A 23,208-nucleotide genomic window follows, 5' to 3' on the forward strand; every position below is an offset into this window, starting at 1 on the left:
ACCACCACATGTGCGCGAAGCCGGCGCTACCACCGGGAAGGCCGTGCCGCCACAAAAATTGGGGTCTACACATGAAAAAAATGCTCGCACCGCTCGGGATTCTCTTTGCTGGCGTACTGGCGTTGACCGGCTGCGGAGGTCCCGCAAATCCGGGCAACGCCGCCGCTTCTTCCTCGACACCGACACCAACACCAACTCCTACACCGAAGGCGTACACCAACGAGGAACTTGCGTCGATCGTCGCGCAGTTGAAGGATGACCAGGGCAAGCCCTTGACCGTGGTGCCTGCCGCGCAGCTCGATCAAGGCATCATCGCGGCGAAGCAGATGCTCGCGTCCGCCGTCATCACACCCCCGGCGTGCGCAGCGTTGGCGAACACCAACGCGCAAGTCCCGGACGGTGCGACGTATGCGGCAGGGGAGAGCATTTCGGCGGCGGATAAGTCCGTCACAGTGATCACCGCCCTGGCGGTGAAGGACCCCGCCGTCCTGGCCGGCCAGACGAAGAAATCCGCTGATGCCCTGGCGCAGTGTTCCACCTTCACGATCGAGGTGGGCGGGCAGAAGGTCACTACCCAGACCCAGCCGTTGCCGCAGAAGACCAGCGGGGACCAGTCAACGGGAGCATTGAGCACCCAGGTCCTGCCGTCGGGCCAGAAGGTGACCACACTGACCGTGACCGGTGTGAAAGGCAATCTCGGAGCCACAGCGATCAAGACGGGCGCCACTGTCACCGCGGACTCCGCGGCGGAACTGGTCAAACTCGTCAACGCCGTCCTCGGCTAGCAGTCAGCGGAAGCGGACAGCTCAAGCGCCGAGGTTCAACATTTCGACATAGCGGTCGATCATCATGTGTTGGCCCTTGATCTGGGAAATCAGCTCCGGGCTGGCGATCTCGCCGTCGGGCAGTTGTCCCGAGCCGCCGGACGGTCCCAACGGAAGGATGATGACGGGCTTCGACGGCGTGTAAGCGGCCAGATCCGTGGAGCCTTCGATCTGGGCTTGGATGTTCTTGGCAACCACTGCGGCCTCGCGACCCGCGACGCCCGCTTTGTTCACGTCGATCGCCGAAATGTCGCCCAAAGCGTAGACGTTCTCGAAGCCCGCAACGCGGAGTTCGGGGGTGACGTCAAGGTATCCCTCGGCGTTCCGCGCGGCAAGGAGGCCTCCCGCCACATAGTCCGTCTGCGGGGCTATTCCATAGCAGCGGAACCAAATGTCCGCCTGGATGGCGGTACCGTCCGCGGTGTTGACGGTAAAGGTGGCAAATTCACCCGCAGGAACAGGAGGCAACTGCACCAACGGGCTTCCCAGAATCCGGCGTACGCCGAGTTCATCCAACTGCCGGTTGACCTCAATCCGCAGCCGTGGATCGTAGGGCCCGGGAAGGATGTCCGCCGCCACATCTACCATCACGATGTCCTTCTCCGGCCATGCCGCCGCGATCTCGCCTGCGAACTCAAGGCCTACCGCCCCGGCGCCCAGCAGCATCACCCTGTCTGCACGTTTGAGGTCGTCATGTGCGGCTTGGTAGCGGGCGATGGCGTCGCTGGTGACCATTCGATCGCTTTTGGCCGGGAAGGGGTAGCTGGAACCGCTGGCGAGGACAAGGTAGTCCGGCGCCAGGCTGGCACCCGAAGCCAGCTCGACCGTGTGCCCGTCCACCCGGACAGCGCGGTCCCGGAGTACCTCTCCATGCGCCAACAGGCGGTCATAGGGAAGGAACATCCGCGGCAGGAAATCGGTTTGGACCACAGATCGGAGGGCCGCAATGTTGTGTACGAAAGCGTCCTTGGGTTCCACCAAGGTAACCGTCGCGTGTTCGTCCAACGCCTTGGCTACGGAAATCCCGCCGTAGCCTCCGCCGATAACCACCACAGTGGGGTGCTGAGCCTGGTCATTCATGGCAACTCCCTCGGTAGAAAGCTCACGCTGCGCGGCTTGTGCCGCCCAGATCGTTTATGAATGACAACGATTGTTGGTTATCAATAATTTCCTCAGTGATAAGATTTTCCTGATGAGTTCTTCGGCAGCGGGAAAGCAACTGGGGTTCCTCCTTGCGCGTCACGGGCGCATCATGAATACGCGCCTCCGCCAAGCGCTGGACTCCTCCGGGCTCAGCCCGAGGCATGCCGTGCTGCTGTGCCGGCTTGACGAGTCCGGCCCGCTCAGTCAGCAGGGCCTGATCGATGCTCTCTCCATCGACGCGAGCGGACTAGTAGCGGTCCTGAACGACCTTGAGCGCCAAGGGCTGGCGGAACGACGCCGGGACCCCGCGGACCGCCGTCGTCATATCGTAGAAATCACCGCGGAAGGCAAACGCGCGGTGGCGTCCATTGAAGTTGCGGTGGCCGACGTCGAGCAGGAGGCCTTTGCGGGATTCTCCGCTGATGAGCTCCAGCAACTCCATGGATTGCTGTCGAGGATCCACGGCGAACCTGCGGACGAGGCCTGCGAGGACTGAGTCCCTACTGTAGGGTCGCCGTAAGCCGCGCTACATTGTCCACGTATTTGGCAAGCATCGGCCGGTGCAACCAGCCCTCCAGGGTCAGCTCGCGGCACATTTCCCTGTAGCTCGACTCCACGGAGCGCATACTGTCCACGGCTTCGGCGCCCAGGAGCATCACGGACACCTCCATGTTGAGCGAGAAGGAACGCATGTCCATGTTGCTGGAACCGAGGACGGCCACTTCTTCGTCAATGGTGAAGTGCTTGGCGTGCAGGACGTACGGCGCGCGGTACAGGTAGATCCGTACCCCGGCTTCCAGCAGCGCCTCGTAGTAGGACCGCTGCGCATGGTGGACCAGGAACTGGTCGCCCTTCTCGGAGACGAAAAGTTCCACGTCGACGCCACGCTGGGCCGCCGTCGTGATGGCGTACAGCAGGGAATCGTCGGGCACGAAGTACGGGCTGCAGATCGAGATGCGGTGCTGGGCCGAGTAGATCAGCGTATTGAACAGGCGGAGGTTGTTTTCCGTGACGAACCCCGGGCCGCTCGGAACCACCTGTGCGGTCATCCTGCCGGGTGTTGCCTGGACCGCGACTTGCAGTTGATGTTCGAGGGATTCGTCGGTTTCGCTCAGCCAGTCGGTGGCGAAGACGACGTTGAGGGTCGCAACGATCGGCCCCTCCATCCGCGCCATAAGCTCCACCCATTTGCGCCCGGCGCGTCGGTGCTTGGGGTTGTTGTAGGAGGGCTCAATCAGGTTCTGGGAACCCGTGAAGGCAATTTCGCCGTCGATCACCAGGATTTTCCGGTGGTTCCGCAAATCCGGACGGCGCCACTGGCCGTGGATTGGCAACAACGGCAACATGCGGCGCCACTGGATCTGGCCGCGCTTGAGCCTGCGGACCAGCTTTCGGTAGCCGGGAATCCGCAGCGTGCCGATGTGGTCGAACAGAAGGCGGACGTTGACGCCGCGCGCGGCTGCCTGTTCCAACTCGGTGAGCAGTTCGTCCGTGACTGAGTCGCTGCTCATGATGTAGAACTCCGCGTTGACGAACTTCTTGGCCCCCTTGACCGCTTCCGCCATGGCTTTGATGGACTCTTCGTAGCCGGGGAAGAGCTCCACGGAGTTGCCGTCCACCATCGGCAAGGATCCCAGCCGCCGGTTCAGTTCACCGGCCGACGTCACCCATTCGGGTCCCGAGTACGTGCTGACGACGTCGGCGAGCGCCGACGTGCCTGCACGCACCCGATCGTTGACTTCCTCCTGCTGTTCACGACGACGGCGGGACAAGCGGAAATTGCCGAACAACAGGAACAGGACGAAGCCGACGGAGGGAACGAGGAAGACGGCCAGGAGCCACGCCATGGCCGTGGTGGGGCGGCGGTTACCGGGGATGACGCCCAGCAGCACGACCCTCAGGATAATCTCGACGACGGCCCACGCGCTGAGGAGCCAGGTCCACTCAACCCCGAACTGAAAAGGAAACAGCACCCCACACCCCCACGATCGAATAGTTAGTCAAAGAACCAACAGTCAGCCCAGCCTATCTGGCGCACCGCTCGCGACTGTTCGTCCTGTGGGCCAGCACTAAGCTGGAAGCATGACTTTACCTGCCTCGACGGTCCTCGTTTTCCTGGATCCAGCGTTCGAAAACGGCCGCGTCGCCGATTCCAGCCAGCCTCAACTCATGGCAACCGACCTGGGCGCCACCCGGGGCGACGGCGTCTTCGAGTCGCTGCTCGCCGTCGAGGGCCGTGCGCGCAAGGTGCAAGCGCACCTGAACAGGCTAGAGAGCTCAGCCCGCGCACTGGACCTCAACATTCCCGAACAGGACGTCTGGCGCCGGGCGATCGACACCGCGATCACCGAATTCCGGGACGCCTTCCCCGCGCCGAGCCCGGCCGAAGACGAGGTAGTGGTCAAGCTGCTGGTGACGCGCGGGGTGGAAGGGGCCTCGACTCCCACGTGCTGGATCCAGGCTTCGCCGTCCCCCGCGGGCAGTCGCCGGCAGCGCGAGACGGGCATCGACGTCGTACTCCTTGACCGTGGCTTTGACACGGAGGCGGGCGACCGCGCCCCCTGGCTGCTGCTCGGCGCCAAGACGCTCTCCTACGCGGTGAACATGGCCGCGCTGCGCTACGCGCACAAGCAAGGTGCGGACGACGCAATCTTCACGTCAACGGACGGCCGCGTCCTGGAGGGCCCGACCTCCACGGTGTTGCTGGCCCACGTCGAAACGGTCGACGACGGCGCCGGCTCGGCGCGCACGGTCAAGCGCCTCATCACTCCGCAGCTGGACAGCGGCATCCTGCCCGGCACGTCCCAAGACGCGCTTTTCGCCAAAGCGAAGGCAGCGGGCTGGGAGCTCGGCTACGGCCCGCTGGTCCCGGAAGACCTGTTCGACGCGGACGCGGTGTGGCTGATCTCGAGCATCCGGCTCATCGCGCCCGTCAACCACGTGGATGGCAGGGAGATTGGCACGCCGGCAATGCGCAAACAGCTGACGGCCGAGCTGAACGAGCTGTTCGCGGGGATCGAGTAGGGTTTTCGCGCCAACTGGCTCCCCTGCCCAACTAACTAGCAGTAGATGTCGTTTAGAGCGCCCTAAACGACATCTGTTGCGAGTCACTTGGGTGCGGTGATTTGTTCCCGCAGGATGTCCGCGTGACCGCAGTGTTGCGCAAGCTCGCGCAGCATGTGGAGGTACACCCAGCGCAGCGGGAGCGGGCCGCGTCGGTTGCCGTTGAGCATGTCGTCGAGCCCCAAGGACGATGACGCCCGGCGCGATGCTTCGCATGCCTCGCGGTGTGCCTGCTGGATTGAAGCGATGGTGTCGCCGTCGTCGAGGATAAAAGATTCATCCGGCGTCGCAGGGATGCCGATCTCCGCGCGCGAACGGCACGTGATGGCTTCGTCGAACCAGACCTTCTCCACGAAGGTCGCATGTTTTACGAGGCCCAGCAGGGTGGTCCGGGACGGCACCAATGACCGCCGGACCTGTTCCTCCGTCAACCCGTTCAAGCATTCATTGAGCGCGCGCCGGTGCTCATCGATGAATGCCTCGAATTGGATGCGAATTGGCTGGTTGAGGTTGTCTTCGGCAAGCGTCACGGTTGCACCTCTGTTTTCCGTCAAGCAGGGATTCAGTCAGTATCGACGTGATCCGAGCTTAGCCGGGGAATAGACTCCGTTCATGCGTCTGGCGATCATTGGAGCGGTCCTCCTTGTGGCCGGAGCCGTGGCGATCGCCACCGGCGCCCTGCCTTTCACCGATCTAGTGGCACTTGTGGATCGGGTGGCGCCGATTCTGCTGTTTGTCGTCGCGATGACGGTTGTTACTGAGCTGTGCAGTGAGGCCGGAGTGTTCCTTTGGACGGCCCGCCGGCTCCGCTATTGGGGCCGCGGATACAGCATTCTTTTGTGGCTGTTACTGGCGGCATTCGCGACGCTGAGTACCGTCTTCCTCTCTTTGGACACGACGGCGGTGCTGCTGACCCCCGTGGTGGTCAGCGTGACGCGGCAAGCCGGACTGCCGGCCCTGCCCTTCGCGCTGACGACGGTGTGGCTGGCCAACACGGCAAGCCTGCTGCTGCCCATTTCCAACCTGACCAACCTTCTGGCCCAGCACAGCCTTGGCGGTATTACTCCGGGCGGGTTTGCCGGCCTGATGTGGGCTCCTTCGCTTGCCGCCGTCGTCGTACCCCTGCTGTTCATCGCCGTCGTCTTCCGGCGGGATCTGCGCAACCGCTATTCACGGATCCCGGTCGGACGGATCAGGCCGGATCAGCCGGCCGGGGCTGATTCCAGGCCTACGGCGGACCGGGTCCTGCTCGCGTGCAGCGCCGTGGTGCTGGCGCTGCTGTTACCCGCGCTGGTGTCCGGGGTCCCGGTCTGGATCCCGGCCCTGGCCGGTGCAGTGGTTCTTGGTGTGGTGTTCGCGTTACGGCGCCCGCGGGTTCTCAAGGTGTCGCTGATTCCATGGTCCTTGTTGCTGTTCGCTTCCGGCCTCTTTCTGGTGATGGAAGCAGCCAGGCATCTGGGGGCTCCCGTGTTGCTGAGTCAGCTGGCCGGACAAGGCCAGGGCTTTATGGATCTGGTTCGGCTTGCCGCGACGGGCGCCGCCGGTTCCAATGTCCTCAACAATTTGCCTGCGTACCTGCTGGCAGAACCGCTGGCCGGGTCGCCTGTGCGGATGGCGGCCTTGCTGATCGGAGTCAATGCGGGCCCGATCATCACACCGTGGGCCTCCTTGGCCACCCTTTTGTGGCACGATCGGCTCATGCGCATGAATGTGCTGATTACGTGGAAGGGCTATGCGATCTTCGGCCTGATTGTTGCGCCTCTGACGGTGTTCGCAGCGGTGGCAGTGCTGGCAATCGCTGGCCAGTGAGTGCGTTCGGCAGAGACGGACCCTGTCGCCGGGCGCGAAGATTCAGGACAGAATGTAGAACAGCTTGGCCGGTACCGCCGGAACCCCGATTCGAGAAGGATCTGCATCATGCTCAGCCTGCAGGACATCGACAACATCGTCCTCAACGGAGGGATTGTGGTAGACGCCGCCGGGGAGAAAATCGGTTCAGTGGAACAGGTCTTCACAAGCGGTGATTCCGGGGATCCTGTGTTCGTCACCGTGCGGACCGGCTTGTTCGGCATGTCCGAGTCTTTCGCCCCGCTTTCCGGAGCCAGCATTGAGAATTCAGTGATCAGGGTGGCCTTTGCCAAGGACAAAGTGAAGAACGGCCCGCGCATCGAGAGCGACCGCGGCGTGATCACGGAGACGCAGGAACAGGAACTCTACAGCTATTACGGGCTCGCGGCGGAGGAATCCAACGATGCCGCCACGGGAACCGATCCCGAGGAAGCCGGGACGGTGCCTGAAGCCTCGGCTGGGGAGACCGAGCCCGACGGCGGTCCGCCTCACCCAGCCCCGCACGGTGCCCCGCATCCGCCGCACGGTGGCCCGCCACACCCAGCCCCGCATCCGCCGCACCTGCACAAACATGTACCCCGACCGCCGCATCCCGGCCCGCCCCCGCCGCATCGGACACCCGGGCCACTTGGGCCCCCACCGGAACCGGAAGACCTTCAATAGCCGCGGCTTGCCGGCGGATTTCAGCCGCCGACCGTGATCCTCACCGAACTCTATTGTGCCGCCATGGCGGCAGTAGTTAACTAGTCCCGTGAACTCTGCTGGGGAAGGGTGATCTGCCTCTAGGCCCAGTGGGCACCTGGTTTCACGGTGCCGTGGAATCAGCAAAGTTGATGGAGGGCATCGTTATGAGTGCAGTTTCTTCGTCCCAGAATTTCAATCACGGGTTTCCCACGCCCGGACCCCAGGATCCCTCGCCCCAGAAAGTCATGGATCACGTTTTCTTCCTCTCCGAGGGGGAATGGAAAAAAGTCCGCGAAGAGGAACAATTCGACCACATCGTCATCGGCAGTGGGTTCTGCGCCTACGCCTTCGCCGAGCGGACACTGACAGTCAACCCGCACGCACGGATCCTGATCATTGAACGGGGTCCGTTTTTCTTGCCGCAGCACTTCCAGAACCTGCCGCTGCCCTACAAGGAGACCCTGGGAGGCCTCTCGGAGACCTTCCCGTGGACCTTGGCAGCTGCCACCGCCACCCAGCCGCCGGGCAAGATTTCGTGGCAGCACGGCATGGTCCCTTTCTACGGCGGACGAAGCATCATGTGGAGCGCATGGTGCCCCCGCCCCGAGGAAGATGAAATGCGGGGCTGGCCGCGGGCAGTGATGGACGCCGCCAAGTCGCACTTCACGTCCGCGGAAGACCTCCTGAACGTGGTTTCGGCGGACCAGATCGACGCCGGCCGGTCGGCCGACGTCGTCGATCTCATCAACGACACCCGGCCGGTCTACGGAATCATGCAGAAAGCCCTCCAGGAACGGCTTGAGGCAGGCCTGCACAAGATCGATTCCGCCACCCGCAGCATGCCCGCACCGCTCGCTGCGGCGACCGGCGCGACGTCGGGCGTGGACTTCGCGAAGTTCTCGACGCCGGCAGTCCTCCTTGAACTGACGGACAAGCAAGCAGGACTTGAGGCCCAAGGCAAGGGCGCGGCTCTTCGCATGGTCACGGACTGCACCGTGTTGAGCGTGTTCCAGCAGGACGGACGGGCCACCGCGTTGAACACCAACCGCGGCGTAGTGAACGTCGGCAACGCCAACCTGGTCCTGGCCATGGGCACGCTTCCGCCGGCAACGCTGGTCCTCAATTCCTTCCCGCAGGTGCAGGGGGCCGGCGGGCATTTCAGCGCCCACTTCATCACCTCGGTGGTGGCCAGGGTTCCCCGCGAGGATTTTGATTTCAGCGGACAACTCGGCGAGCTGGAACTGGCGGCCATCTATTTGGCGGGCAAGAGCCCGGCCGGCATGCAGTACCACGTCCAGCTTTCGGTCCTCTCGGACCGTTGCCCGGACAAGAACGCCCAGAAGTCCGAACGCTACGCCCCCGACGTCGTCGCCACGGCTTCGCTCGCGCAGCTGCGGTCCTCGGAGGACTACCTGGTGTTCATCTGCGCCGTCCTCGGCGAACTGGACGAAAGCAACCCGGAGAACCACTTGCGGCTTTCCGGCGGAGCGGACCCCACTTGCAACGTCACCTTGCAGGTGTTGGCCAACGCCACCGACGACGACACCTGGGACACCATGGACGAGGGAACCTTCCAGATGCTGGAGCGGGTCCTCTCCCCGGCAGGCGCGGAGCGGGTCGAATACTGGCACGGAGATCCCGACGAAGGAACCTGGGGTGCCGAGCGTCCCGCCATCCCGGAGCGCCGCGTTCCGGGATTGGTCCACGAAAGCTCGAGCCTGCCGATCGGCGAAGAGGAGGACGCCGTCGTCGGAATCGACTACCGACTCAACGGCGTGCAGAACGTCTTTGTCACGGGCGGCAGCCTCTGGCCCACCGGCGGTTCGTGGAACCCGACCATGACAATGGTCGCCTTGGCGCAAGACCTCGCCGAAAGACTCGAGGCCGACGGCGGAGCGGCGGCAGCGCCATGACTGTCGCCCCGGCGCTGGACCCGGCGCTCCTTCCCACGGTTCCGCCTATGAGTGCCGCCGATGTGCTGGACAGGCAGGACGGCGTGTACTGGGTGGTGAAGGACGCGAATTCGGTCTTCCTGTGGGTCAACCAGAACTTCGCGGACCTGGTGGGCATGGATAAGTCGGAGCTGATCGGGCACCAGGACTCGCGCGCGGAACACGTTGCGCACGACAAGGAAGTAATGGCGAGCGGAAAGCCGTTGCTCAACTTCCACGAGACCATCGCCGTCCCCAGCAAGGAGGGCGGCATGGTGAATGTGGACATCGTGACCCAAAAGGGGTTGCTGCGGACCCCGGGCAGCAAGGACATCATCGGCATCACCGTCTGCTTCTCACTGAAGGACCCGGTCACATGAGTGGATTCGCAGAGGACTGGATCAAACGGCTGGACATGTCCCCCGCTAGCGTGGGCGGCTGGTTCGCGCCCGCGCTCGTGAGCAACGAGGACATCGCCGGATCGGCGCTGCCTCCGCGTTTCGGCGTCGACCATCCGCTCTACAGTTCCAACTGGTACCTGCTGGAGGCGGGTGAGGTCCTCCAGTTGCACGCCCTCAAGCAGGACGAATTGTGGTTCTTCCACGTGGGGACACCGATCAGGCTGCACGTCTTCTCCCGGGAGCTCGGACTTCAGGACTTTGGCTATACCGAAGCCTTGTTGGGGCCGGATCCGGAAGCAGGCGAGATGTTGCAAGGAGTTGCCCCGAACTCCACCTGGTTCGGTGCCGAGTTGGCCGGGCCGGGGTTCGCCTTGGTGAGCTGCAGCCTCGCACCGGGATACGAGAGATCGGACTCCGCGAAACCAACGGCACGGGACATCGAGTCGCTCGTCATGAGGTTCCCCGGGCATGCCGAGCTGATCCTGCGCCTGGCGGTGGTGTAGCCGGGGCCGGCGGGATGGGCTGGGCAGGCGGGATGCCCGGATAAAACGTCTGGTGCGCCGGTTCTGGGGCCGGCGCACCAGGCTTCTCCCACCCAACTGACTAGCAGTAGTTGTCGTTTAGAGGCTCCAAAACGACAACAAATGCGTGGGCCCACGCCGCCCGGGTTCCCTGGCCGTGGGGCCCCGCCGGCGAGGGTCCCTGTCTGAGCTTGCGAAGGCTGGGAGCCGACGGGGACTTGCGAGGCGAGGGTGGCGGTGGGGACCAGTTGGGCATCTCAGGAGCCGATCGGCGACAGTTCCCGCACCAGGCCGAAGAGGTCCTTGGGGTCATCGGGGTTAGCGACGAGGTCAATCTCCTCGAAGAATTCCGAACCCTCGACGGCGTCGCGGAGATACCTCAAGGCGGAAAAGTCCTCGATCGCGAAGCCCACGGAATCGAATATCGTGATCTGGTCCTTGGAGGTCCGGCCCGGCGCGTGCCCGCCCAGGACCTGCCAGAATTCGGTGACGGGAAAATCGGCGGACATTTGCTGGATCTCGCCTTCAATCCTCGTCTGGGGATCGTATTCCACAAAGACGTCACCGAGTTCCAGGATGGCAGCGTCGAGTTCGGTCTTCCCTGGGCAATCGCCTCCGATCGCGTTGATGTGGACTCCGGGCGAAACCTGGTCTGCTGTCAGGATCGTGGCATTGGCCTTGTCCGCCGTGCATGTGGTGACGACGTCGGCGCCCTCCACTGCATGGGCCGCCGAGTCTGCGATGGTGATGTCGAAGCCGAGGGGAGCCATGTTCCGGACGAACTTCTCCATCGCTGCCGGGTCCGTGTCCCAGATCCTCACACTGTTTATACCCAGGGCCGCCCGGAAGGCCAGCGCCTGAAACTCCGATTGGGTTCCGGTTCCGATCATCGCCATGATCCGGGCATCGGGGCGCGCGAGCTTCTTAGCGACCATGCCGGACGTGGCCGCCGTCCGCAACGCTGTCAGCACTGTCATCTCCGCAAGGAACGTCGGGTAGCCGTTGTGGACGTCGGACAGGACACCGAAAGCTGTCACGGTCTGGAAGCCGCGCGCGGGATTCGAGGGGTGTCCGTTTACATACTTGAAGCCGTAGGTTTCCTGGTCGCTGGTGGGCATCAGCTCGATGACGCCAAATGGCGTGTGACTTGCCACCCGCGGAGTCTTGTCAAAAGATTCCCACCGCCGGAAGTCGTCTTCCAGGTACTGCATCATCTCCGAGATGATGGTCTCCGGGCCCCGTCCGGCCGTCCAACGAACCATATTGCGGACATCGACAAAGCGCGTCATGTGCGCTCCTTTCCCTCATAAGCACTGTTGCTACGAGGCTACGGAGCGGCGATATGCATCCACAATTGCCAAAGTACGTACTTTTCATTGAAAACATGCACAAAATGATGACTGCTTATGCACACAATGATCAACGGCAGGCGTCCGTCATAAAAGCGACTATCGCAGGACGGAACTGAGCAGCAGGCTCGTCTCGCTATTGACGATCCCCTCGATCCCGCGGATCCTGCCCAACACCTGGTCAAAGTCGCTGAGGCTTTCCGTGCGCAACTCGGCCACGAGATCCCAACCGCCGTTCGTGGTGTGTAGCGCCCAAATCTCGGGAAGTCCGCGGAGTTGGCGAATGACCTTGTCCGCCGACCTTCCCTCCACGGCAATGAGCGCAATGGCCCGGATCGCAAGTGGATCCACCTCGTCGCGCACCCTCGCGGTGAAGCCAACGATGGTCCCCGAGGAGACAAGACGCTCAAGCCGGCTATTCACGGTGGCCCTGGCGACGCCCAGCTTGCGCGCAAGGCTCGCCACGGAGGCCCTGCCGTCCTCCCGGAGAGCGGAGAGGAGCTGGCGGTCAAGGTCGGTGAGTGCTGCCATAAAGATAAACGTATCGCCCATTCCCCAAGCGGGCCTGAGTCCGTAGGGTATCGACATGAGCATCTACATCAGCCCCGACTCTGCTGCATGGTCCCTGACGGCCATGGCGACTGGTGCGTCAGCGGGATCAATCGATGATGCAAATGGCATGTCCAACCTGGTGAAGGAAATCTACGAGACAGAAGGTTTCGAAGCCTTGTCGGGTGTGGTTTTTGCCTTGGCTCATCACAACAGCCTCTCGCTGCATGCACTCGCCACAGCCACCGGGATATCCGTCCACGAACTGCTGGAAATCCGGAAGCATCAAGGTTCCACTTTTCATCACTCCCCTACGGCAGTAGCGTCGCGGTTCGACGCCATTCCACCCCGGATCCAGGCGAGCCTGGAACCGCTGCCCAATGAAACCGAGTCCTAGGACCCCCGGTTACGGAACATGACGTCGGCCGGTGATGCAGGCCGCCGTCGTGGATGTTATTTTTCTTCTTGAGTAATGAGCACCAGCGCGAAGCCCTGACTTGCTGGTCGGCAACCCTCTCTCCGGCGGGGTGCCTCAGGTGACTACTCGGCGTATCGACACTTTCGAACTGCAAGCGTGACTGAGGAGCACCAATGCCTGAACCCACCGAAGAAAAACTCTCGTACCGTCTCATCACGGGCCCTGACACCAAGGAATTCTGCGAGCGGATCTCCACCGCCCTCGCGGAGGGATACGTGTTGCACGGCAGCCCGGCCGCGACCTTCAACGGCACGGACGTAATCGTGGCACAGGCCATCGTCCTGCCCGCGGCAATCGCGAGCGCGGATGCCGCCGTTGCCAATGCGGTGGATCAGCTTGATGAAGAGTTCGACGGCGAGGGCCACGCATGAGCTACGCAGGCGACCTCAGCCCGCACGACGCCTGGGCCAAGCTCGAGCAGGGCGCCATCCTGGTGGACGTCCGCACCGAAGGCGAGTGGGCACACATCGGGATCCCGGACACCAAAGCCACCGAGAACGATCCCCTGTTCATCCAGTGGAACCTGGCCGGAGGCATCCCCAACACCCGTTTCATCGAAGAGTTGACGCAGCAGGCCCCGGAGGCGGACGGCACCGAACTGGTTTTCCTCTGCCGCTCCGGACAGCGCTCCATCGCCGCCGCGATTGCCGCCACCCAGGCCGGCTACACCTCCTACAACGTCCTCGAGGGCTTTGAGGGCGAGCCGGACCGCTACGGCGAGCGAACCGTGAACGGCTGGAAAAACCGTGGACTTCCGACGAACCTGGGGAACATCTAAGTGACTTTCAACCCTGACGCCGCCAGCTGGAGCCCTGACACCCAGGCCGTCCGCGGCGGTCTTGACCGTACCAACTTCCAGGAAACGTCCGAGGCCGTCTTCCTGAACTCCGGCTTCGTCTACGAGTCCGCCGCAGCCGCCGAGCGAGCATTTACGGGCGAGGACGAACGCTTCGTCTACTCCCGTTACGGCAACCCCTCCGTAGCTACCTTCCAGGAGCGCCTCCGCCTGCTCGAAGGCACCGAAGCGTGCTTCGCGACGGCGTCGGGCATGTCCGCTGTCTTCACCGCCCTCGGTGCGTTGCTTGCTGCCGGTGACCGCGTAGTTGCCGCCCGCTCGCTCTTCGGCTCCTGTTTCGTCATCCTCAATGAGATCCTGCCGCGCTGGGGCGTCGAGACCGTCTTCGTCGACGGGCCTGACTTGGACCAGTGGCGTGCCGCTCTGTCCGAGCCGACAACGGCAGTGTTCTTCGAGTCGCCGTCGAACCCCATGCAGGAAATCGTGGACATCGCCGCGGTGAGCGAGCTGGCCCACGCAGCCGGCGCCACCGTCGTTGTCGACAACGTCTTCGCCACTCCCCTCCTGCAGCGCTGCGGCGATCTCGGAGCAGACGTGATTGTCTACTCGGGCACCAAGCACATCGACGGCCAGGGCCGGGTCCTCGGCGGAGCGATCCTGGGCACCAAGGAGTTCATCGACGGTCCCGTCAAGCAGCTCATGCGGCACACCGGTCCGTCGCTTTCCGCGTTCAACGCCTGGGTCCTGACCAAGGGCCTGGAGACGATGGCGCTGCGTGTCAACCACTCCTCGGCGTCTGCGTTGCGGATCGCCGAATGGCTCGAGGAACAGCCGGCCATCAGCTGGGTCAAGTACCCGCTGCTGAAGTCGCACCCGCAGTTCGAGCTCGCCGCAAAGCAAATGAAGGCCGGCGGAACTGTGCTCACCTTCGAGCTGCTCCCCTCCGCGGGGCGATCGGCGAAGGAGGCCGCTTTCGCGCTGCTGGACGGGCTCGCCGTCATCGACATCTCGAACAACCTCGGCGACTCCAAGTCCCTCATCACCCATCCCGCTACCACCACGCACCGTGCCATGGGTCCGGAAGGCCGCGCGGCAATTGGCCTGAGCGACGGCGTCGTGCGGCTTTCGGTGGGGCTGGAGGATGTGGACGATCTCATCGGGGACCTCGAGCGGGCCCTCAAGCAGGTCTAGCCGGGCGCTTCGCGCCAGTCCTGGCGCACCCAGGTGAGGACGGGTTGCGGCTTGGTGTCACTCTCGTCTCTCTCTGAGCGCATCGTGATCTGGACGGCGTGCTCGACGACGGCGGCCAGCCCGGCGGCGTCGGGCGCGCTCCCGTTGCTCTCGCTCCAGCGCCCGGCAACACCACGCTGTTCGATGGCGCCGTTGCCACGGCTCAAGATGGCTGCCACGCCGGTTTGGACCAAGTCGAATTCACCCTGTTCGGCGAGCACGGGTTCCAAGTATTCCACCAACGACCAGACGACGTCGGCGGCGGGCTCCGGGCGAAAGGTTCCGAAGTCCAGCAGTTCGGTACGCAGTCCGAAGTTGCTTGCTTGCCAGGACGCCATCCGCAAAAGCGCAGTGGGCACGGCAGCGGGCTCTATTCCGGCATGGTATTCACGAACAGAAGTCTCAACGAGTGCCCTGACGAGCACCGCGATGAGCGCCGCATCCTCGGCCCGGAGGCAGACATCGGCCACCCGGACCTCCACCGTGGGAACGTGCCGGGACAGCCTGGCGTCGAAGTAGACCATCCCCTCGTCCAGCAGCACTCCCGTTTCGATGAGCCTCCGGACAACCCGTCGGTAAGCAGCCAGGGACCCGAAGATGGCTGACGGCCCCGACGAAGGCCAGCGGTTCCACGCCTGCGTCCGGTAGCTCTCAAAACCCGTGGCCAGGCCACGCCAGTAGGGAGAATTGGCGCTCATCGCCGTGAAGACCGCGAGCTTGTCCCGGATGCGGTCCAAGACCATCACGCCTTCCTCGGGGGACTCGATCGATGTGTGCACGTGGAATCCGCACGTGAGCTGTTCGTGCGCCGTGATACCGAACCGTTCGAGCATGATGGCGTACCGGGGATCCGGAGTGGTGTGCAACGCGGCATCCACGGGCGATGTGGCCAACGCGGCGATCCGAGCGCCGTGGCGCCGAGCGGCATGGCTGGCGAGGCCGCGCCCCCTGCGGATCTGGTGCAGGAGCTCGGCGTAGCTGCGGCATGGGCGGGTCTGGGTTTCGATCTGCTCAAGTTTGAGCTCGTGGCTTAGGCCGGTATCGGGACCGTCGATCTCCTCGAGGGTGGGTCCGGGTTCGGTGCCATCCTGGGCGGCGTGGGCAGCGTCATCGTGGGCGGCGCCGTCGTGGGCGGGGGCCGAGAGGAGCGCGTCGGCAAGCGCGAGCGGCTCGCCGGTCACGGGATCGACGATCAGCAACTCCTCTTCCACACCAAAAGTGCGCACGGATCAATTGTGCGCCATGGCAGCCTTGCGGAGACAGACCGGGATTTTACGGGCCGCCCGAGGGATTCTGCTGGATCACTCCGACAGGACCGGGGGACAGCCTCTATTTTCCGGGCATTAGCGATAAGCCACCCCCGGGTGATCCAGCAGAATGTCCGCCAACTCATCCACATACGGCACATTCCCTGGGGCGTCAGCCGCAATTCCATGGATAGCTGGATCCATGGATGCTTTGGAATTCCTTGCCACGGTGGGTGGGGTCGCGCGCGTGGGCCTACTGCGCGCCAGCGGCTATACGCCCTCAGCCATCCGCAAGTTGGCTTCCGCCGGGGCACACCAACCACGAAAAGGCGTGTGGGCCCTCCCGTCAGCGGATCAGGAATACCTCACGGCGATCCTCAATAACGGGCATGTCACCTGCGCGAGCGCAGCTTTACGCTACGGCCTGTGGATCAAGGACAAGCCCATGCGCGTGCACCTGGCTACGCGGCACTGCCGGGGCCGGGGCTTCGTCCGGCATGGCGGCCTACGCCTATCTCGGGAGAATGCCGTCCCCTTGGCATCCGTCGAGGACACTGTGATTCACGCATTGGTCTGCTTGCCAGAGGTCGATGCCATTTCGATTGCGCAGTCTGCCATACAGCAGTTCGGCATCCCGCGGGGCCTGCTCGAAAGCGAGATCTCCGCCAACTACTACGGAAACGCCAGGAGGCTTCTCGCCAAGGCAGACGGCCTGTCCGAATCCGTACCGGAGATCAGCGCCCGCCTGCTGTTCGAATCAGAAGGCCTGACATTCCGTCGCCAAGTCAAAATCCGCGGCGTGGGACGTGTGGACTTTCTCATTGGACGGTGGCTCATCGTTGAAGTCAACGGCTACGCCTTCCACAGCTCGCGGGAGGCTTGGAGGAAAGATATGGCACGCCTGAACGCTGCACAGGCACGTGGCTTTGACCTCCTGAGCTTCGCCCCCGAGCAGATTTGGAACAACCCGGAGCAGGTGATGGACGAAATCCGTGCCGTCCTCGCCCTGCACGACGAACAGAGGTGATCGCAACGACGGATTTTGCCGGATCATCGCCAGGGCGCAGAAGGCAAACCCATTGTTTTCGGGGGTGAGCGAACGCTGACTCCGGATGATCCAGCAGAATGTCCTGCTGGTCAGTCCGAATCGTGGAGATTCCGACGTTCTCCGCCCCCATCAGTCCTGGAAGTACTCGATCTTGGCGCCGATGGTGTTGAGCCGCTCGGCCAGGTCCTCGTATCCGCGCTCAATCACGTAGATGTTGCGCAACTCGGACGTGCCGCGGGCCGCCAGCATGGCCAACAACAGGCAAGCTGCGGGTCGGAGTGCCGGGGGGCATCCGACTTCCGCGCCGCGCCACTTGGTGGGGCCATTGACATAGATGCGGTGCGGATCGAGCAGTTGAACCTGGGCGCCGAGCTTGTTGAGTTCGGTCAGGTAGATGGCCCGGTTTTCGTAGACCCAGTCGTGGATCATGGTCTGGCCTTCGGCGTTGCCGGCGATGACCGCGAAGAACGGCAAGTTGTCGATGTTTAGACCCGGGAACGGCATCGGATGGATCTTGTCCTCCGGAGCGCGCAACCGTGATGGCTTGGTGGTGACATCCACCAAGCGCGTCCGTCCGTTGCGCGCAAAGTACTCGCCGGAGATGTCGAGCTGTTGGCCCATCTGCTCGAGCGTGGCAAGTTCGATCTCCATGAACTCGATGGGGACCCTGCAGATGGTGACCTCCGAGTTGGTCACGATGCCCGCGGTGATCAGGCTCATGGCCTCGATCGGGTCTTCGGACGGGAAGTACTCAATGTCGACGTCGATCGCCGGGCGCCCAGTGATCTTCAGGGTGGTTGTCCCGATGCCGTCGATGACCACGCCGAGCCCCTGCAGGTAGAAGCAAAGGTCCTGCACCATGTAATTGGGGCTGGCATTGCGGATCACCGTGGTACCGCTGCGGTGTGCGGCGGCCATGATGGCGTTCTCCGTTACGGTGTCACCGCGCTCCGTGAGCACGAAGGTGCGGTGCTCGCCGTCGGCCGGCGGGGCCTGCACTGAATAGAAGCCTGATTTGGCTTCCACGGAGAGTCCGAACTGCCGCAATGCCTGCATGTGCGGTTCCACGGTCCGGGTCCCGAGATCGCAACCGCCGGCGTAGGGCAGTTGGTACGAGGCAGCCTCATCGAGGAGCGGGCCGAGCAGCATGATGACGCTGCGGGTGCGGCGTGCGGCTTCCACGTCCATGGAGGCGAGGTCCAGCGTTTCCGGGCGGCGGATGCGCAGATCGTTACCGTTCAGCCAGGTGCATTCGACGCCGATGGAGGTCAATACCTCGACGATCCGGTTGACTTCTTCGATCCGGGCGAGCCGCCGCAAGGTGGTGGTGCCGCGGTTGATGAGGCTCGCGCAAAGCAGTGCGACGCCGGCATTCTTGCTGCTGTTGACGTCCACCGAGCCGGAGAGCGTACGTCCGCCCTCCACGCGCAGGTGGGTCATCTGCCGTTTGCCGACCTTGACGATGGTTCGTCCGAAGATCGACTCGAGGCGCTCGATCATGCGCAGGCTGAGGTTTTGCTTGCCTTGTTCCATGCGGGCAATGGCGCTTTGGCTGGTGCCCAGTTCCGAGGCGAGCTGTCCTTGTGTCCAGCCCTTTTCGCCGCGGGCGTCGCGAAGGAGGAGACCTACATGTTCGGCAGTCGGTTGCGTCATGATCAATAAATATCACAGATGGTCTAAGAATTGGAGATTCTGCGACGCAACCCGCTGATTCAGCCCGAGAATAGTCGTCTCGTGCGATAAGTAAGTCGCAACGGCCGCCGTCGCGTGCCCGGGGCTGCCGGATGGCGGTCCGCCCGCAAATACCCAACTGAGTCGCAGTTGTTGTCGTTTTGGGGCGTCTAAACGACAACAACTGCGAGTCAGTTGGGCTGCTTCAGCCAGACGAAGTGCCAGGTCCCTGCCCATTGGGCCGCGAGTACGGCCGCGGCAGCGATGACCAGCCCGCCGCCCAGAACCCAGACGTCCAGGCGGCTGTAGGTGGATTCGCGCGCCCAGGTCCGCCGTCCGCCGCCGAAGCCGCGCGCCTCCATGGTCATCGCCAAGCGGGACGCCCGTCGGATCGCTTGGACCAGCAGACCAAAGCTTTGGCCAAGCATGGCCTTGAACCGTTGCGGCGGACTTCCGTGCGAGCCGACACCCCGCGCGCGCCGTGCCATGCCGATGGTCTGCCACTCCTCCGCCATGAGTCCCACGAGCCGCAGGGCCGCCAGGGTACCCAAGACAAAACGGTGCGGCAGTTTCGCCTTTTGCGCCAGGGCATCGGCGAGATCGGTGGGATCGGTGCAACTCATCAGGAGAATGGCAGGCAGCGCTATGGCAAGACCCCGCAGCATGAAGCCGAGTCCAAGCTGAAGCGAGCCTTCGCTAATGGACCAGATCCCGACGTCGAGCAGTATCCTTCCGCTGTCCGCCGACAGGATCGCGGTGCTCCAACCTCCGAGCGCGGCCGCGATAATCAAGGGCCAGCCGCGCTGCCAGAGCAAGCGCACGGTGAGCCCCGCGAGGGGGAACAACGCCAATTCGCCGAGGAGCGCGGTCGAGGCTGACACCAAGTCGATGGACAACGCCAACACCAGGGTGATCAGGAAGACCGACACGAACTTGGCCAGCGGATTGGCGCGTGTCAGGAGGGCGTTGTTGCCGCGCAGGGTCAGGGCGTCCCTCATGCCGCACCTGCTTCCTGCCGGGCGCCGCCTTGGAATGCAGGCTCGAGCCGCATCTCGGCGCCGCCCAGGACGGAGCTGAATTCCTGGTCGTGGGTCACGGAAACCACGGAGGTGCCGGCGTCGAGCAGTTCGGACAGGAACGACGCAAGCTCAGCCCACGTGTTCGCGTCCTGGCCGAAAGTGGGTTCGTCCAGCACCAGGACGCGGGGGTGCGCGGCGAGCACCGTCGCCACGGATAGCCGCCGTTTTTCGCCCCCGGAGAGCGTGTACGGATTGGCGTCCACGAGATGCCCCAAGCGCAGCCGTTCCAGCAACTCGTCCACCCGTTCCTCGCCATGGCCAAGATGCTTGGGGCCGAACATGAGCTCATCGAGGACGCGGCCGGTGACGAACTGGTGCTCGGGCTCTTGGAACACAGTCCCGATGCGGGAGATCAGCTGCTGGGCCTTCCACTTGAACGGGTCGGGGCCCGCGCCGTCGCTGAGCCCGACGGCGGCAGTCACCGCCCCGGATATCGGCGCCAACAGCCCCGCGAGGGTCAAAGCGAAGGTCGATTTTCCGGCGCCATTGGGACCGGTGATTGTCAGTGCCCGTCCGGCAAACACTTCGGCGTCGAGTCCGGACTGCACAGGACGCGGGGCGATCGTTTTGAACCCCCGGCGCCGTGTCCGTTCGCGGGACACCGCAAGCTCCTGGGTGGCGAGCAGCAACTCGCCCCCCTTCCGGGAGCTCCCCGCTCCGGAGTCGGCCGCCGGTCCGGCGCCTGTTCCCGAACGTGGGCGGGTGGCCGGCACGTAACCAGGCACCCAGACGCCCGCAGCAGTGAGCATGTCCCTTGCTTGCGCCAGAACCGTGTTCGGGTCACCGTCCAGAAGCACCGCCGGCGTCGAACCTCCCGAGGAGGAACTGCCCGGCTGAAGCACCACAATCCGGTCCACGAGGTCTTTCCAGACCGATACCCGGTGTTCCACCACCACCAAGGTGGCGCCGGTCTTGTCCAGGCAGCGGCCCACGGCATCGCGCACTTCCAAGACGCCGGCCGGGTCAAGGTTGGCGGTCGGCTCGTCCAGGAGGATCAAGCCGGGCCGCATTGCCAGTATGCCGGCGAGCGCAAGGCGCTGTTTCTGCCCGCCCGAGAGGGCCGACGTCGGGTGGTCGAGCGAAAAGTTGCCGCTGGCACTGCCACCGGCACTCCGCAGCAGCCCGACGTCGTCGAGCGCTTCATGGACCCGCTTCCAAATCTCGTCCCGCGGCACGCAAAGGTTCTCGGCGCCGAATGCAACGTCGTCGCCCAGGCGGGAAAGCACCACCTGGGTTTCGGGGTCCTGTTGCATGAGTCCGGCACGGCCCCGCTGGGCCTTCGGGGAAACGCCGTCCACCAGCAACGAGCCGGTCTCGTCGGCGTCGTCGCCTTCCTCGCCCAGCACGCCCGCCAGGGCATGGAGGAACGTCGACTTGCCTGCGCCCGAGGGGCCAAGCAGCAGGACGCGCTCGCCCGGACGGATGTCCAGGTCCAGGGCGTGGATGGCCTGCGTGGTGCGGCCGGCGTGCCGCCAGCCCCAGCCCTGCGCGGAAATGGCGGCGGGTCGCACCACGGCAGAGGTGCCGGAATCAGGACTGGGCATCAGGAAAAGACGGGCTCCGAGGCGGCCTTGCGTGACGCGAACGCGCTCAGGACACCGGTCCTGGCCAGGCCGCGGGTAGCGATCCAGGACAGGGCACCGGCAATGACGGCCCCGGAGATCGTGCAGAACACGATGTACGCGAGCTTGTCGACCGGTTCGTAGGCGATGTTCCAGCCCCACGGCAGGAAGGAGTCGTTCAGGCCGCAGAACAGGCCCGCACCGGCACCGGCCAGCAGGGACACCGGCAGGTTGAACTTCTTGTACATGAAGGCCAGGAAAATGAGTTCCGCCCCCAAGCCCTGGAGCAGGCCCGAGATCAGCACCGTGGTGCCGTACTGGGAACCCATGATGAGCTCGCTCGTGGCGGCCACTGTTTCGCAGAAAATTGCCGCACCGGGCTTGCGGACGATGAGCATGCCCAGCACGGCCGGAATCATCCAGCCGCCGGCGATCAGGCCGCTCAGGGGCGGGTAGCCGGCGGACATAGGCGTGGCAACCAAAGCCATCTGGTCCCATGCCCAGAAGATCACGCCACCGGCGATCGAGATGAGTGCCGCCACGACGATGTCCACGACGCGCCAGTTGTAACCAGGCTTGGTGAGGCCCGGCCTTGCAGAAATACCAGTCATTTTGTCCTCCTGAGGAACAGGAGGGGAAAGTGTTCGCGGTTGCCTGCGAGCGGCTTCCGCCGCGCCGGTCCGGACACTATGAGAACTCGACTCCCTTGCGCCGGTACTAGCCGGATCAGGTTCGAGGGTCTGCGGCTGTCCGCACTCTCAGCGCCCGTCCTCCGTGCCGCATTGCTGCGTGCCCGACGGCGGCGCTCCCCTGTCGTTATCAATCCACCCTTTTGGGCGTGGTTCAGTTTACACCTTGGCGGGGTTGCGGGCGCTGTGTTGGCGTCCGCGGAACGGTCACAAACACGCGGGGACGACGGATTCTGCTGGATCACTCGCCGGGTGAGCGCAGGCCGGCCCGGAATGGCGCGGGCGGCCGCAGAAACTGGGACAATGATCCAGCAGAATGTGACGCGGCAGAGCGGGCAAAGGAGCGGTCTTGGCAGGCAATGGCGAAGCGAACAGCACCACGGTGGCGGAACCGAGGCTCGCCGCAAGCGTGATCCTGGTCCGGGATGCCGCGGTTCCCGGGGGCTCTGAAGGTGCGGCGCAGGCTTTGGAGGTGTTCGTCCAGCACCGGGTTTCCACGATGGATTTCGCCGCGGGCATGGTGGTCTTCCCCGGGGGCCGGGTGGACCAGGTGGACAGCTCCGGCTGGGACTTCGCGGACGACGTCGTCGAGCAGCACGCCGCTGCATGGCACCGGAGCAGCATCGCCGTCGAGCCTGCCTCCGCCAGGTTCAACGCCGGCCGGGTGCTGGCGGCCGCGCAGCGTGAGGTGTTCGAAGAGGCCGGGCTGAAGCTTGACGCCGCCACCCTCCGCCCGTGGGCCAACTGGGTCACTCCGCAGGACCAGCCCAAGCGCTTCGACACGTACTTCTACCTTGCCTGCCCGGTTTCCGGTGCCGAGCCAAGGCACCAGACCACGGAAGCGTCGTCGTCCTTGTGGATGCCCGTCCGCGGAATCCTGGACGCCGAAGTCGCCGGAACACTCAAGCTCATGCCGCCCACGCTGGCGCTGCTGGATGAGCTCCTCGCCCTCGGCACAGTGGAAGCGATACTGGGCGAGGACCGTGACATCGTGCCTGTCCGTCCAAAGCCCGGGGCCTTGGAGGAGTTCTTCCGGCAGAGGCGCCAAGCTCCATCCGTTGCTCCGGAACTGCCCTGAAGTGGGGTTAGGCTGGG

At 64.1% G+C, this 23,208-nt stretch carries 24 protein-coding genes and 2 riboswitches; of the genes, 14 read left to right on the plus strand and 10 right to left on the minus strand.

Annotation, left to right across the window (positions count from 1 at the left end; translation table 11 throughout):
• The first annotated feature begins 71 nt into the window (after nucleotides 1-71).
• Complete coding sequence (locus tag VLA65_RS18035) at nucleotides 72-785, plus strand: hypothetical protein (protein ID WP_284991256.1); 714 nt, start codon at nucleotides 72-74, stop codon at nucleotides 783-785.
• A gap of 21 nt (nucleotides 786-806) precedes the next feature.
• On the opposite strand, the gene VLA65_RS18040 is transcribed toward VLA65_RS18035, so the two are convergent.
• On the minus strand, nucleotides 807-1,904 hold the full coding sequence (locus VLA65_RS18040) for an FAD-dependent oxidoreductase (RefSeq protein ID WP_307054900.1): 1,098 nt from the start codon (nucleotides 1,902-1,904) through the stop codon (nucleotides 807-809).
• Between the two features lie 112 nt (nucleotides 1,905-2,016).
• Here VLA65_RS18040 and VLA65_RS18045 point away from each other — a divergent pair, with 112 nt between their 5' ends.
• Entirely contained in the window at nucleotides 2,017-2,463 is a 447-nt protein-coding gene (locus VLA65_RS18045) for a MarR family winged helix-turn-helix transcriptional regulator (RefSeq protein WP_284991254.1), read from the plus strand.
• Nucleotides 2,464-2,467: 4 nt separating this feature from the next.
• On the opposite strand, the gene cls is transcribed toward VLA65_RS18045, so the two are convergent.
• Complete coding sequence (gene cls, locus VLA65_RS18050) at nucleotides 2,468-3,940, minus strand: cardiolipin synthase (RefSeq protein WP_284991253.1); 1,473 nt, start codon at nucleotides 3,938-3,940, stop codon at nucleotides 2,468-2,470.
• Nucleotides 3,941-4,049: 109 nt separating this feature from the next.
• Between cls and VLA65_RS18055 the strand changes: the two genes are divergently transcribed.
• Nucleotides 4,050-4,991, plus strand: a complete 942-nt coding sequence (locus tag VLA65_RS18055) for an aminodeoxychorismate lyase (RefSeq protein WP_284991252.1) — start codon at nucleotides 4,050-4,052, stop codon at nucleotides 4,989-4,991.
• A gap of 83 nt (nucleotides 4,992-5,074) precedes the next feature.
• Here VLA65_RS18055 and VLA65_RS18060 read toward each other — a convergent pair whose 3' ends face one another.
• Nucleotides 5,075-5,560: a DinB family protein gene (locus VLA65_RS18060; protein ID WP_306963127.1), complete on the minus strand. Its 486-nt coding sequence runs from the start codon at nucleotides 5,558-5,560 to the stop codon at nucleotides 5,075-5,077.
• Nucleotides 5,561-5,642: 82 nt separating this feature from the next.
• Here VLA65_RS18060 and VLA65_RS18065 point away from each other — a divergent pair, with 82 nt between their 5' ends.
• The 5 genes from VLA65_RS18065 (at nucleotide 5,643) to VLA65_RS18085 (ending at nucleotide 10,397) form a co-directional block, all read left to right on the plus strand.
• On the plus strand, nucleotides 5,643-6,839 hold the full coding sequence (locus VLA65_RS18065; protein WP_332603297.1) for an SLC13 family permease: 1,197 nt from the start codon (nucleotides 5,643-5,645) through the stop codon (nucleotides 6,837-6,839).
• 108 nt (nucleotides 6,840-6,947) lie between these two features.
• Complete coding sequence (locus tag VLA65_RS18070) at nucleotides 6,948-7,541, plus strand: PRC-barrel domain-containing protein (RefSeq protein WP_332603298.1); 594 nt, start codon at nucleotides 6,948-6,950, stop codon at nucleotides 7,539-7,541.
• A 185-nt stretch (nucleotides 7,542-7,726) separates the two neighbouring features.
• On the plus strand, nucleotides 7,727-9,475 hold the full coding sequence (locus VLA65_RS18075; RefSeq protein ID WP_332603299.1) for a GMC oxidoreductase: 1,749 nt from the start codon (nucleotides 7,727-7,729) through the stop codon (nucleotides 9,473-9,475).
• Complete coding sequence (locus VLA65_RS18080; RefSeq protein WP_284991157.1) at nucleotides 9,472-9,873, plus strand: PAS domain-containing protein; 402 nt, start codon at nucleotides 9,472-9,474, stop codon at nucleotides 9,871-9,873. Before VLA65_RS18075 ends, VLA65_RS18080 begins: the two co-directional genes overlap by 4 nt.
• A complete protein-coding gene (locus tag VLA65_RS18085) occupies nucleotides 9,870-10,397 on the plus strand; it encodes a cupin domain-containing protein (RefSeq protein WP_059389855.1) in 528 nt (175 codons plus the stop codon). The genes VLA65_RS18080 and VLA65_RS18085 overlap by 4 nt, the downstream gene beginning before the upstream one ends.
• A gap of 275 nt (nucleotides 10,398-10,672) precedes the next feature.
• Here the strand turns inward: VLA65_RS18085 and VLA65_RS18090 are convergent, their stop codons facing one another.
• Together VLA65_RS18090 and VLA65_RS18095 are read right to left on the minus strand one after the other, a co-directional pair.
• Nucleotides 10,673-11,704, minus strand: a complete 1,032-nt coding sequence (locus tag VLA65_RS18090) for an ornithine cyclodeaminase (RefSeq protein ID WP_332603300.1) — start codon at nucleotides 11,702-11,704, stop codon at nucleotides 10,673-10,675.
• Nucleotides 11,705-11,863: 159 nt separating this feature from the next.
• A complete protein-coding gene (locus VLA65_RS18095; RefSeq protein ID WP_059389854.1) occupies nucleotides 11,864-12,295 on the minus strand; it encodes an Lrp/AsnC family transcriptional regulator in 432 nt (143 codons plus the stop codon).
• A gap of 55 nt (nucleotides 12,296-12,350) precedes the next feature.
• Here VLA65_RS18095 and VLA65_RS18100 point away from each other — a divergent pair, with 55 nt between their 5' ends.
• From VLA65_RS18100 to VLA65_RS18115, 4 genes are all read left to right on the plus strand, one after another.
• On the plus strand, nucleotides 12,351-12,710 hold the full coding sequence (locus VLA65_RS18100; protein WP_284991154.1) for a hypothetical protein: 360 nt from the start codon (nucleotides 12,351-12,353) through the stop codon (nucleotides 12,708-12,710).
• A gap of 71 nt (nucleotides 12,711-12,781) precedes the next feature.
• Nucleotides 12,782-12,894, plus strand: a riboswitch (SAM riboswitch).
• A 10-nt stretch (nucleotides 12,895-12,904) separates the two neighbouring features.
• On the plus strand, nucleotides 12,905-13,162 hold the full coding sequence (locus tag VLA65_RS18105) for a DUF1737 domain-containing protein (RefSeq protein ID WP_028267606.1): 258 nt from the start codon (nucleotides 12,905-12,907) through the stop codon (nucleotides 13,160-13,162).
• Nucleotides 13,159-13,569, plus strand: a complete 411-nt coding sequence (locus VLA65_RS18110; RefSeq protein ID WP_059389851.1) for a rhodanese-like domain-containing protein — start codon at nucleotides 13,159-13,161, stop codon at nucleotides 13,567-13,569. Before VLA65_RS18105 ends, VLA65_RS18110 begins: the two co-directional genes overlap by 4 nt.
• A complete protein-coding gene (locus VLA65_RS18115) occupies nucleotides 13,570-14,778 on the plus strand; it encodes an O-succinylhomoserine sulfhydrylase (protein WP_059389850.1) in 1,209 nt (402 codons plus the stop codon).
• Here the strand turns inward: VLA65_RS18115 and VLA65_RS18120 are convergent.
• Entirely contained in the window at nucleotides 14,775-16,043 is a 1,269-nt protein-coding gene (locus VLA65_RS18120) for a glutamate--cysteine ligase 2 (RefSeq protein WP_284991153.1), read from the minus strand. The genes VLA65_RS18115 and VLA65_RS18120 overlap by 4 nt on opposite strands.
• A 223-nt stretch (nucleotides 16,044-16,266) precedes the next feature.
• Here VLA65_RS18120 and VLA65_RS18125 point away from each other — a divergent pair, with 223 nt between their 5' ends.
• Nucleotides 16,267-17,091 carry an endonuclease domain-containing protein gene (locus VLA65_RS18125; RefSeq protein ID WP_332603301.1) on the plus strand — a complete coding sequence of 275 codons (825 nt, stop codon included), beginning with the start codon at nucleotides 16,267-16,269 and terminating at the stop codon, nucleotides 17,089-17,091.
• A gap of 150 nt (nucleotides 17,092-17,241) precedes the next feature.
• On the opposite strand, the gene VLA65_RS18130 is transcribed toward VLA65_RS18125, so the two are convergent.
• The 4 genes from VLA65_RS18130 to VLA65_RS18145 form a co-directional block, all read right to left on the minus strand.
• On the minus strand, nucleotides 17,242-18,765 hold the full coding sequence (locus VLA65_RS18130; RefSeq protein WP_059389848.1) for a UDP-N-acetylglucosamine 1-carboxyvinyltransferase: 1,524 nt from the start codon (nucleotides 18,763-18,765) through the stop codon (nucleotides 17,242-17,244).
• Nucleotides 18,766-18,974: 209 nt separating this feature from the next.
• A complete protein-coding gene (locus VLA65_RS18135; RefSeq protein WP_332603302.1) occupies nucleotides 18,975-19,781 on the minus strand; it encodes an energy-coupling factor transporter transmembrane component T family protein in 807 nt (268 codons plus the stop codon).
• On the minus strand, nucleotides 19,778-21,406 hold the full coding sequence (locus VLA65_RS18140) for an ABC transporter ATP-binding protein (RefSeq protein ID WP_332603303.1): 1,629 nt from the start codon (nucleotides 21,404-21,406) through the stop codon (nucleotides 19,778-19,780). The genes VLA65_RS18135 and VLA65_RS18140 overlap by 4 nt, the downstream gene beginning before the upstream one ends.
• Nucleotides 21,406-22,035 carry an ECF transporter S component gene (locus VLA65_RS18145; protein ID WP_236813309.1) on the minus strand — a complete coding sequence of 210 codons (630 nt, stop codon included), beginning with the start codon at nucleotides 22,033-22,035 and terminating at the stop codon, nucleotides 21,406-21,408. The genes VLA65_RS18140 and VLA65_RS18145 overlap by 1 nt, the downstream gene beginning before the upstream one ends.
• A 74-nt stretch (nucleotides 22,036-22,109) precedes the next feature.
• A riboswitch (TPP riboswitch) is annotated at nucleotides 22,110-22,246 on the minus strand.
• A gap of 216 nt (nucleotides 22,247-22,462) precedes the next feature.
• On the opposite strand from VLA65_RS18145, the gene VLA65_RS18150 reads away from it, so the two are divergent.
• Entirely contained in the window at nucleotides 22,463-23,191 is a 729-nt protein-coding gene (locus tag VLA65_RS18150; RefSeq protein ID WP_284991148.1) for an NUDIX hydrolase, read from the plus strand.
• The last annotated feature ends 17 nt before the right edge of the window (nucleotides 23,192-23,208 follow it).

The sequence above is a fragment of the Arthrobacter sp. S2(2024) genome (assembly GCF_036662515.1).
Classification (GTDB): domain Bacteria; phylum Actinomycetota; class Actinomycetes; order Actinomycetales; family Micrococcaceae; genus Arthrobacter.

Coding starts and splice junctions, on each gene's coding strand:
- VLA65_RS18035 (WP_284991256.1), top strand. CDS start 72: ATGAAAAAAATGCTCGCACCGCTCGGGATTCTCTTTGCTGGCGTACTG.
- VLA65_RS18040 (WP_307054900.1), bottom strand. CDS start 1,904: ATGAATGACCAGGCTCAGCACCCCACTGTGGTGGTTATCGGCGGAGGC.
- VLA65_RS18045 (WP_284991254.1), top strand. CDS start 2,017: ATGAGTTCTTCGGCAGCGGGAAAGCAACTGGGGTTCCTCCTTGCGCGT.
- VLA65_RS18055 (WP_284991252.1), top strand. CDS start 4,050: ATGACTTTACCTGCCTCGACGGTCCTCGTTTTCCTGGATCCAGCGTTC.
- VLA65_RS18065 (WP_332603297.1), top strand. CDS start 5,643: ATGCGTCTGGCGATCATTGGAGCGGTCCTCCTTGTGGCCGGAGCCGTG.
- VLA65_RS18070 (WP_332603298.1), top strand. CDS start 6,948: ATGCTCAGCCTGCAGGACATCGACAACATCGTCCTCAACGGAGGGATT.
- VLA65_RS18075 (WP_332603299.1), top strand. CDS start 7,727: ATGAGTGCAGTTTCTTCGTCCCAGAATTTCAATCACGGGTTTCCCACG.
- VLA65_RS18080 (WP_284991157.1), top strand. CDS start 9,472: ATGACTGTCGCCCCGGCGCTGGACCCGGCGCTCCTTCCCACGGTTCCG.
- VLA65_RS18085 (WP_059389855.1), top strand. CDS start 9,870: ATGAGTGGATTCGCAGAGGACTGGATCAAACGGCTGGACATGTCCCCC.
- VLA65_RS18090 (WP_332603300.1), bottom strand. CDS start 11,704: ATGACGCGCTTTGTCGATGTCCGCAATATGGTTCGTTGGACGGCCGGA.
- VLA65_RS18095 (WP_059389854.1), bottom strand. CDS start 12,295: ATGGCAGCACTCACCGACCTTGACCGCCAGCTCCTCTCCGCTCTCCGG.
- VLA65_RS18100 (WP_284991154.1), top strand. CDS start 12,351: ATGAGCATCTACATCAGCCCCGACTCTGCTGCATGGTCCCTGACGGCC.
- VLA65_RS18105 (WP_028267606.1), top strand. CDS start 12,905: ATGCCTGAACCCACCGAAGAAAAACTCTCGTACCGTCTCATCACGGGC.
- VLA65_RS18110 (WP_059389851.1), top strand. CDS start 13,159: ATGAGCTACGCAGGCGACCTCAGCCCGCACGACGCCTGGGCCAAGCTC.
- VLA65_RS18125 (WP_332603301.1), top strand. CDS start 16,267: ATGGATGCTTTGGAATTCCTTGCCACGGTGGGTGGGGTCGCGCGCGTG.
- VLA65_RS18130 (WP_059389848.1), bottom strand. CDS start 18,765: ATGACGCAACCGACTGCCGAACATGTAGGTCTCCTCCTTCGCGACGCC.
- VLA65_RS18135 (WP_332603302.1), bottom strand. CDS start 19,781: ATGAGGGACGCCCTGACCCTGCGCGGCAACAACGCCCTCCTGACACGC.
- VLA65_RS18140 (WP_332603303.1), bottom strand. CDS start 21,406: ATGCCCAGTCCTGATTCCGGCACCTCTGCCGTGGTGCGACCCGCCGCC.
- VLA65_RS18145 (WP_236813309.1), bottom strand. CDS start 22,035: ATGACTGGTATTTCTGCAAGGCCGGGCCTCACCAAGCCTGGTTACAAC.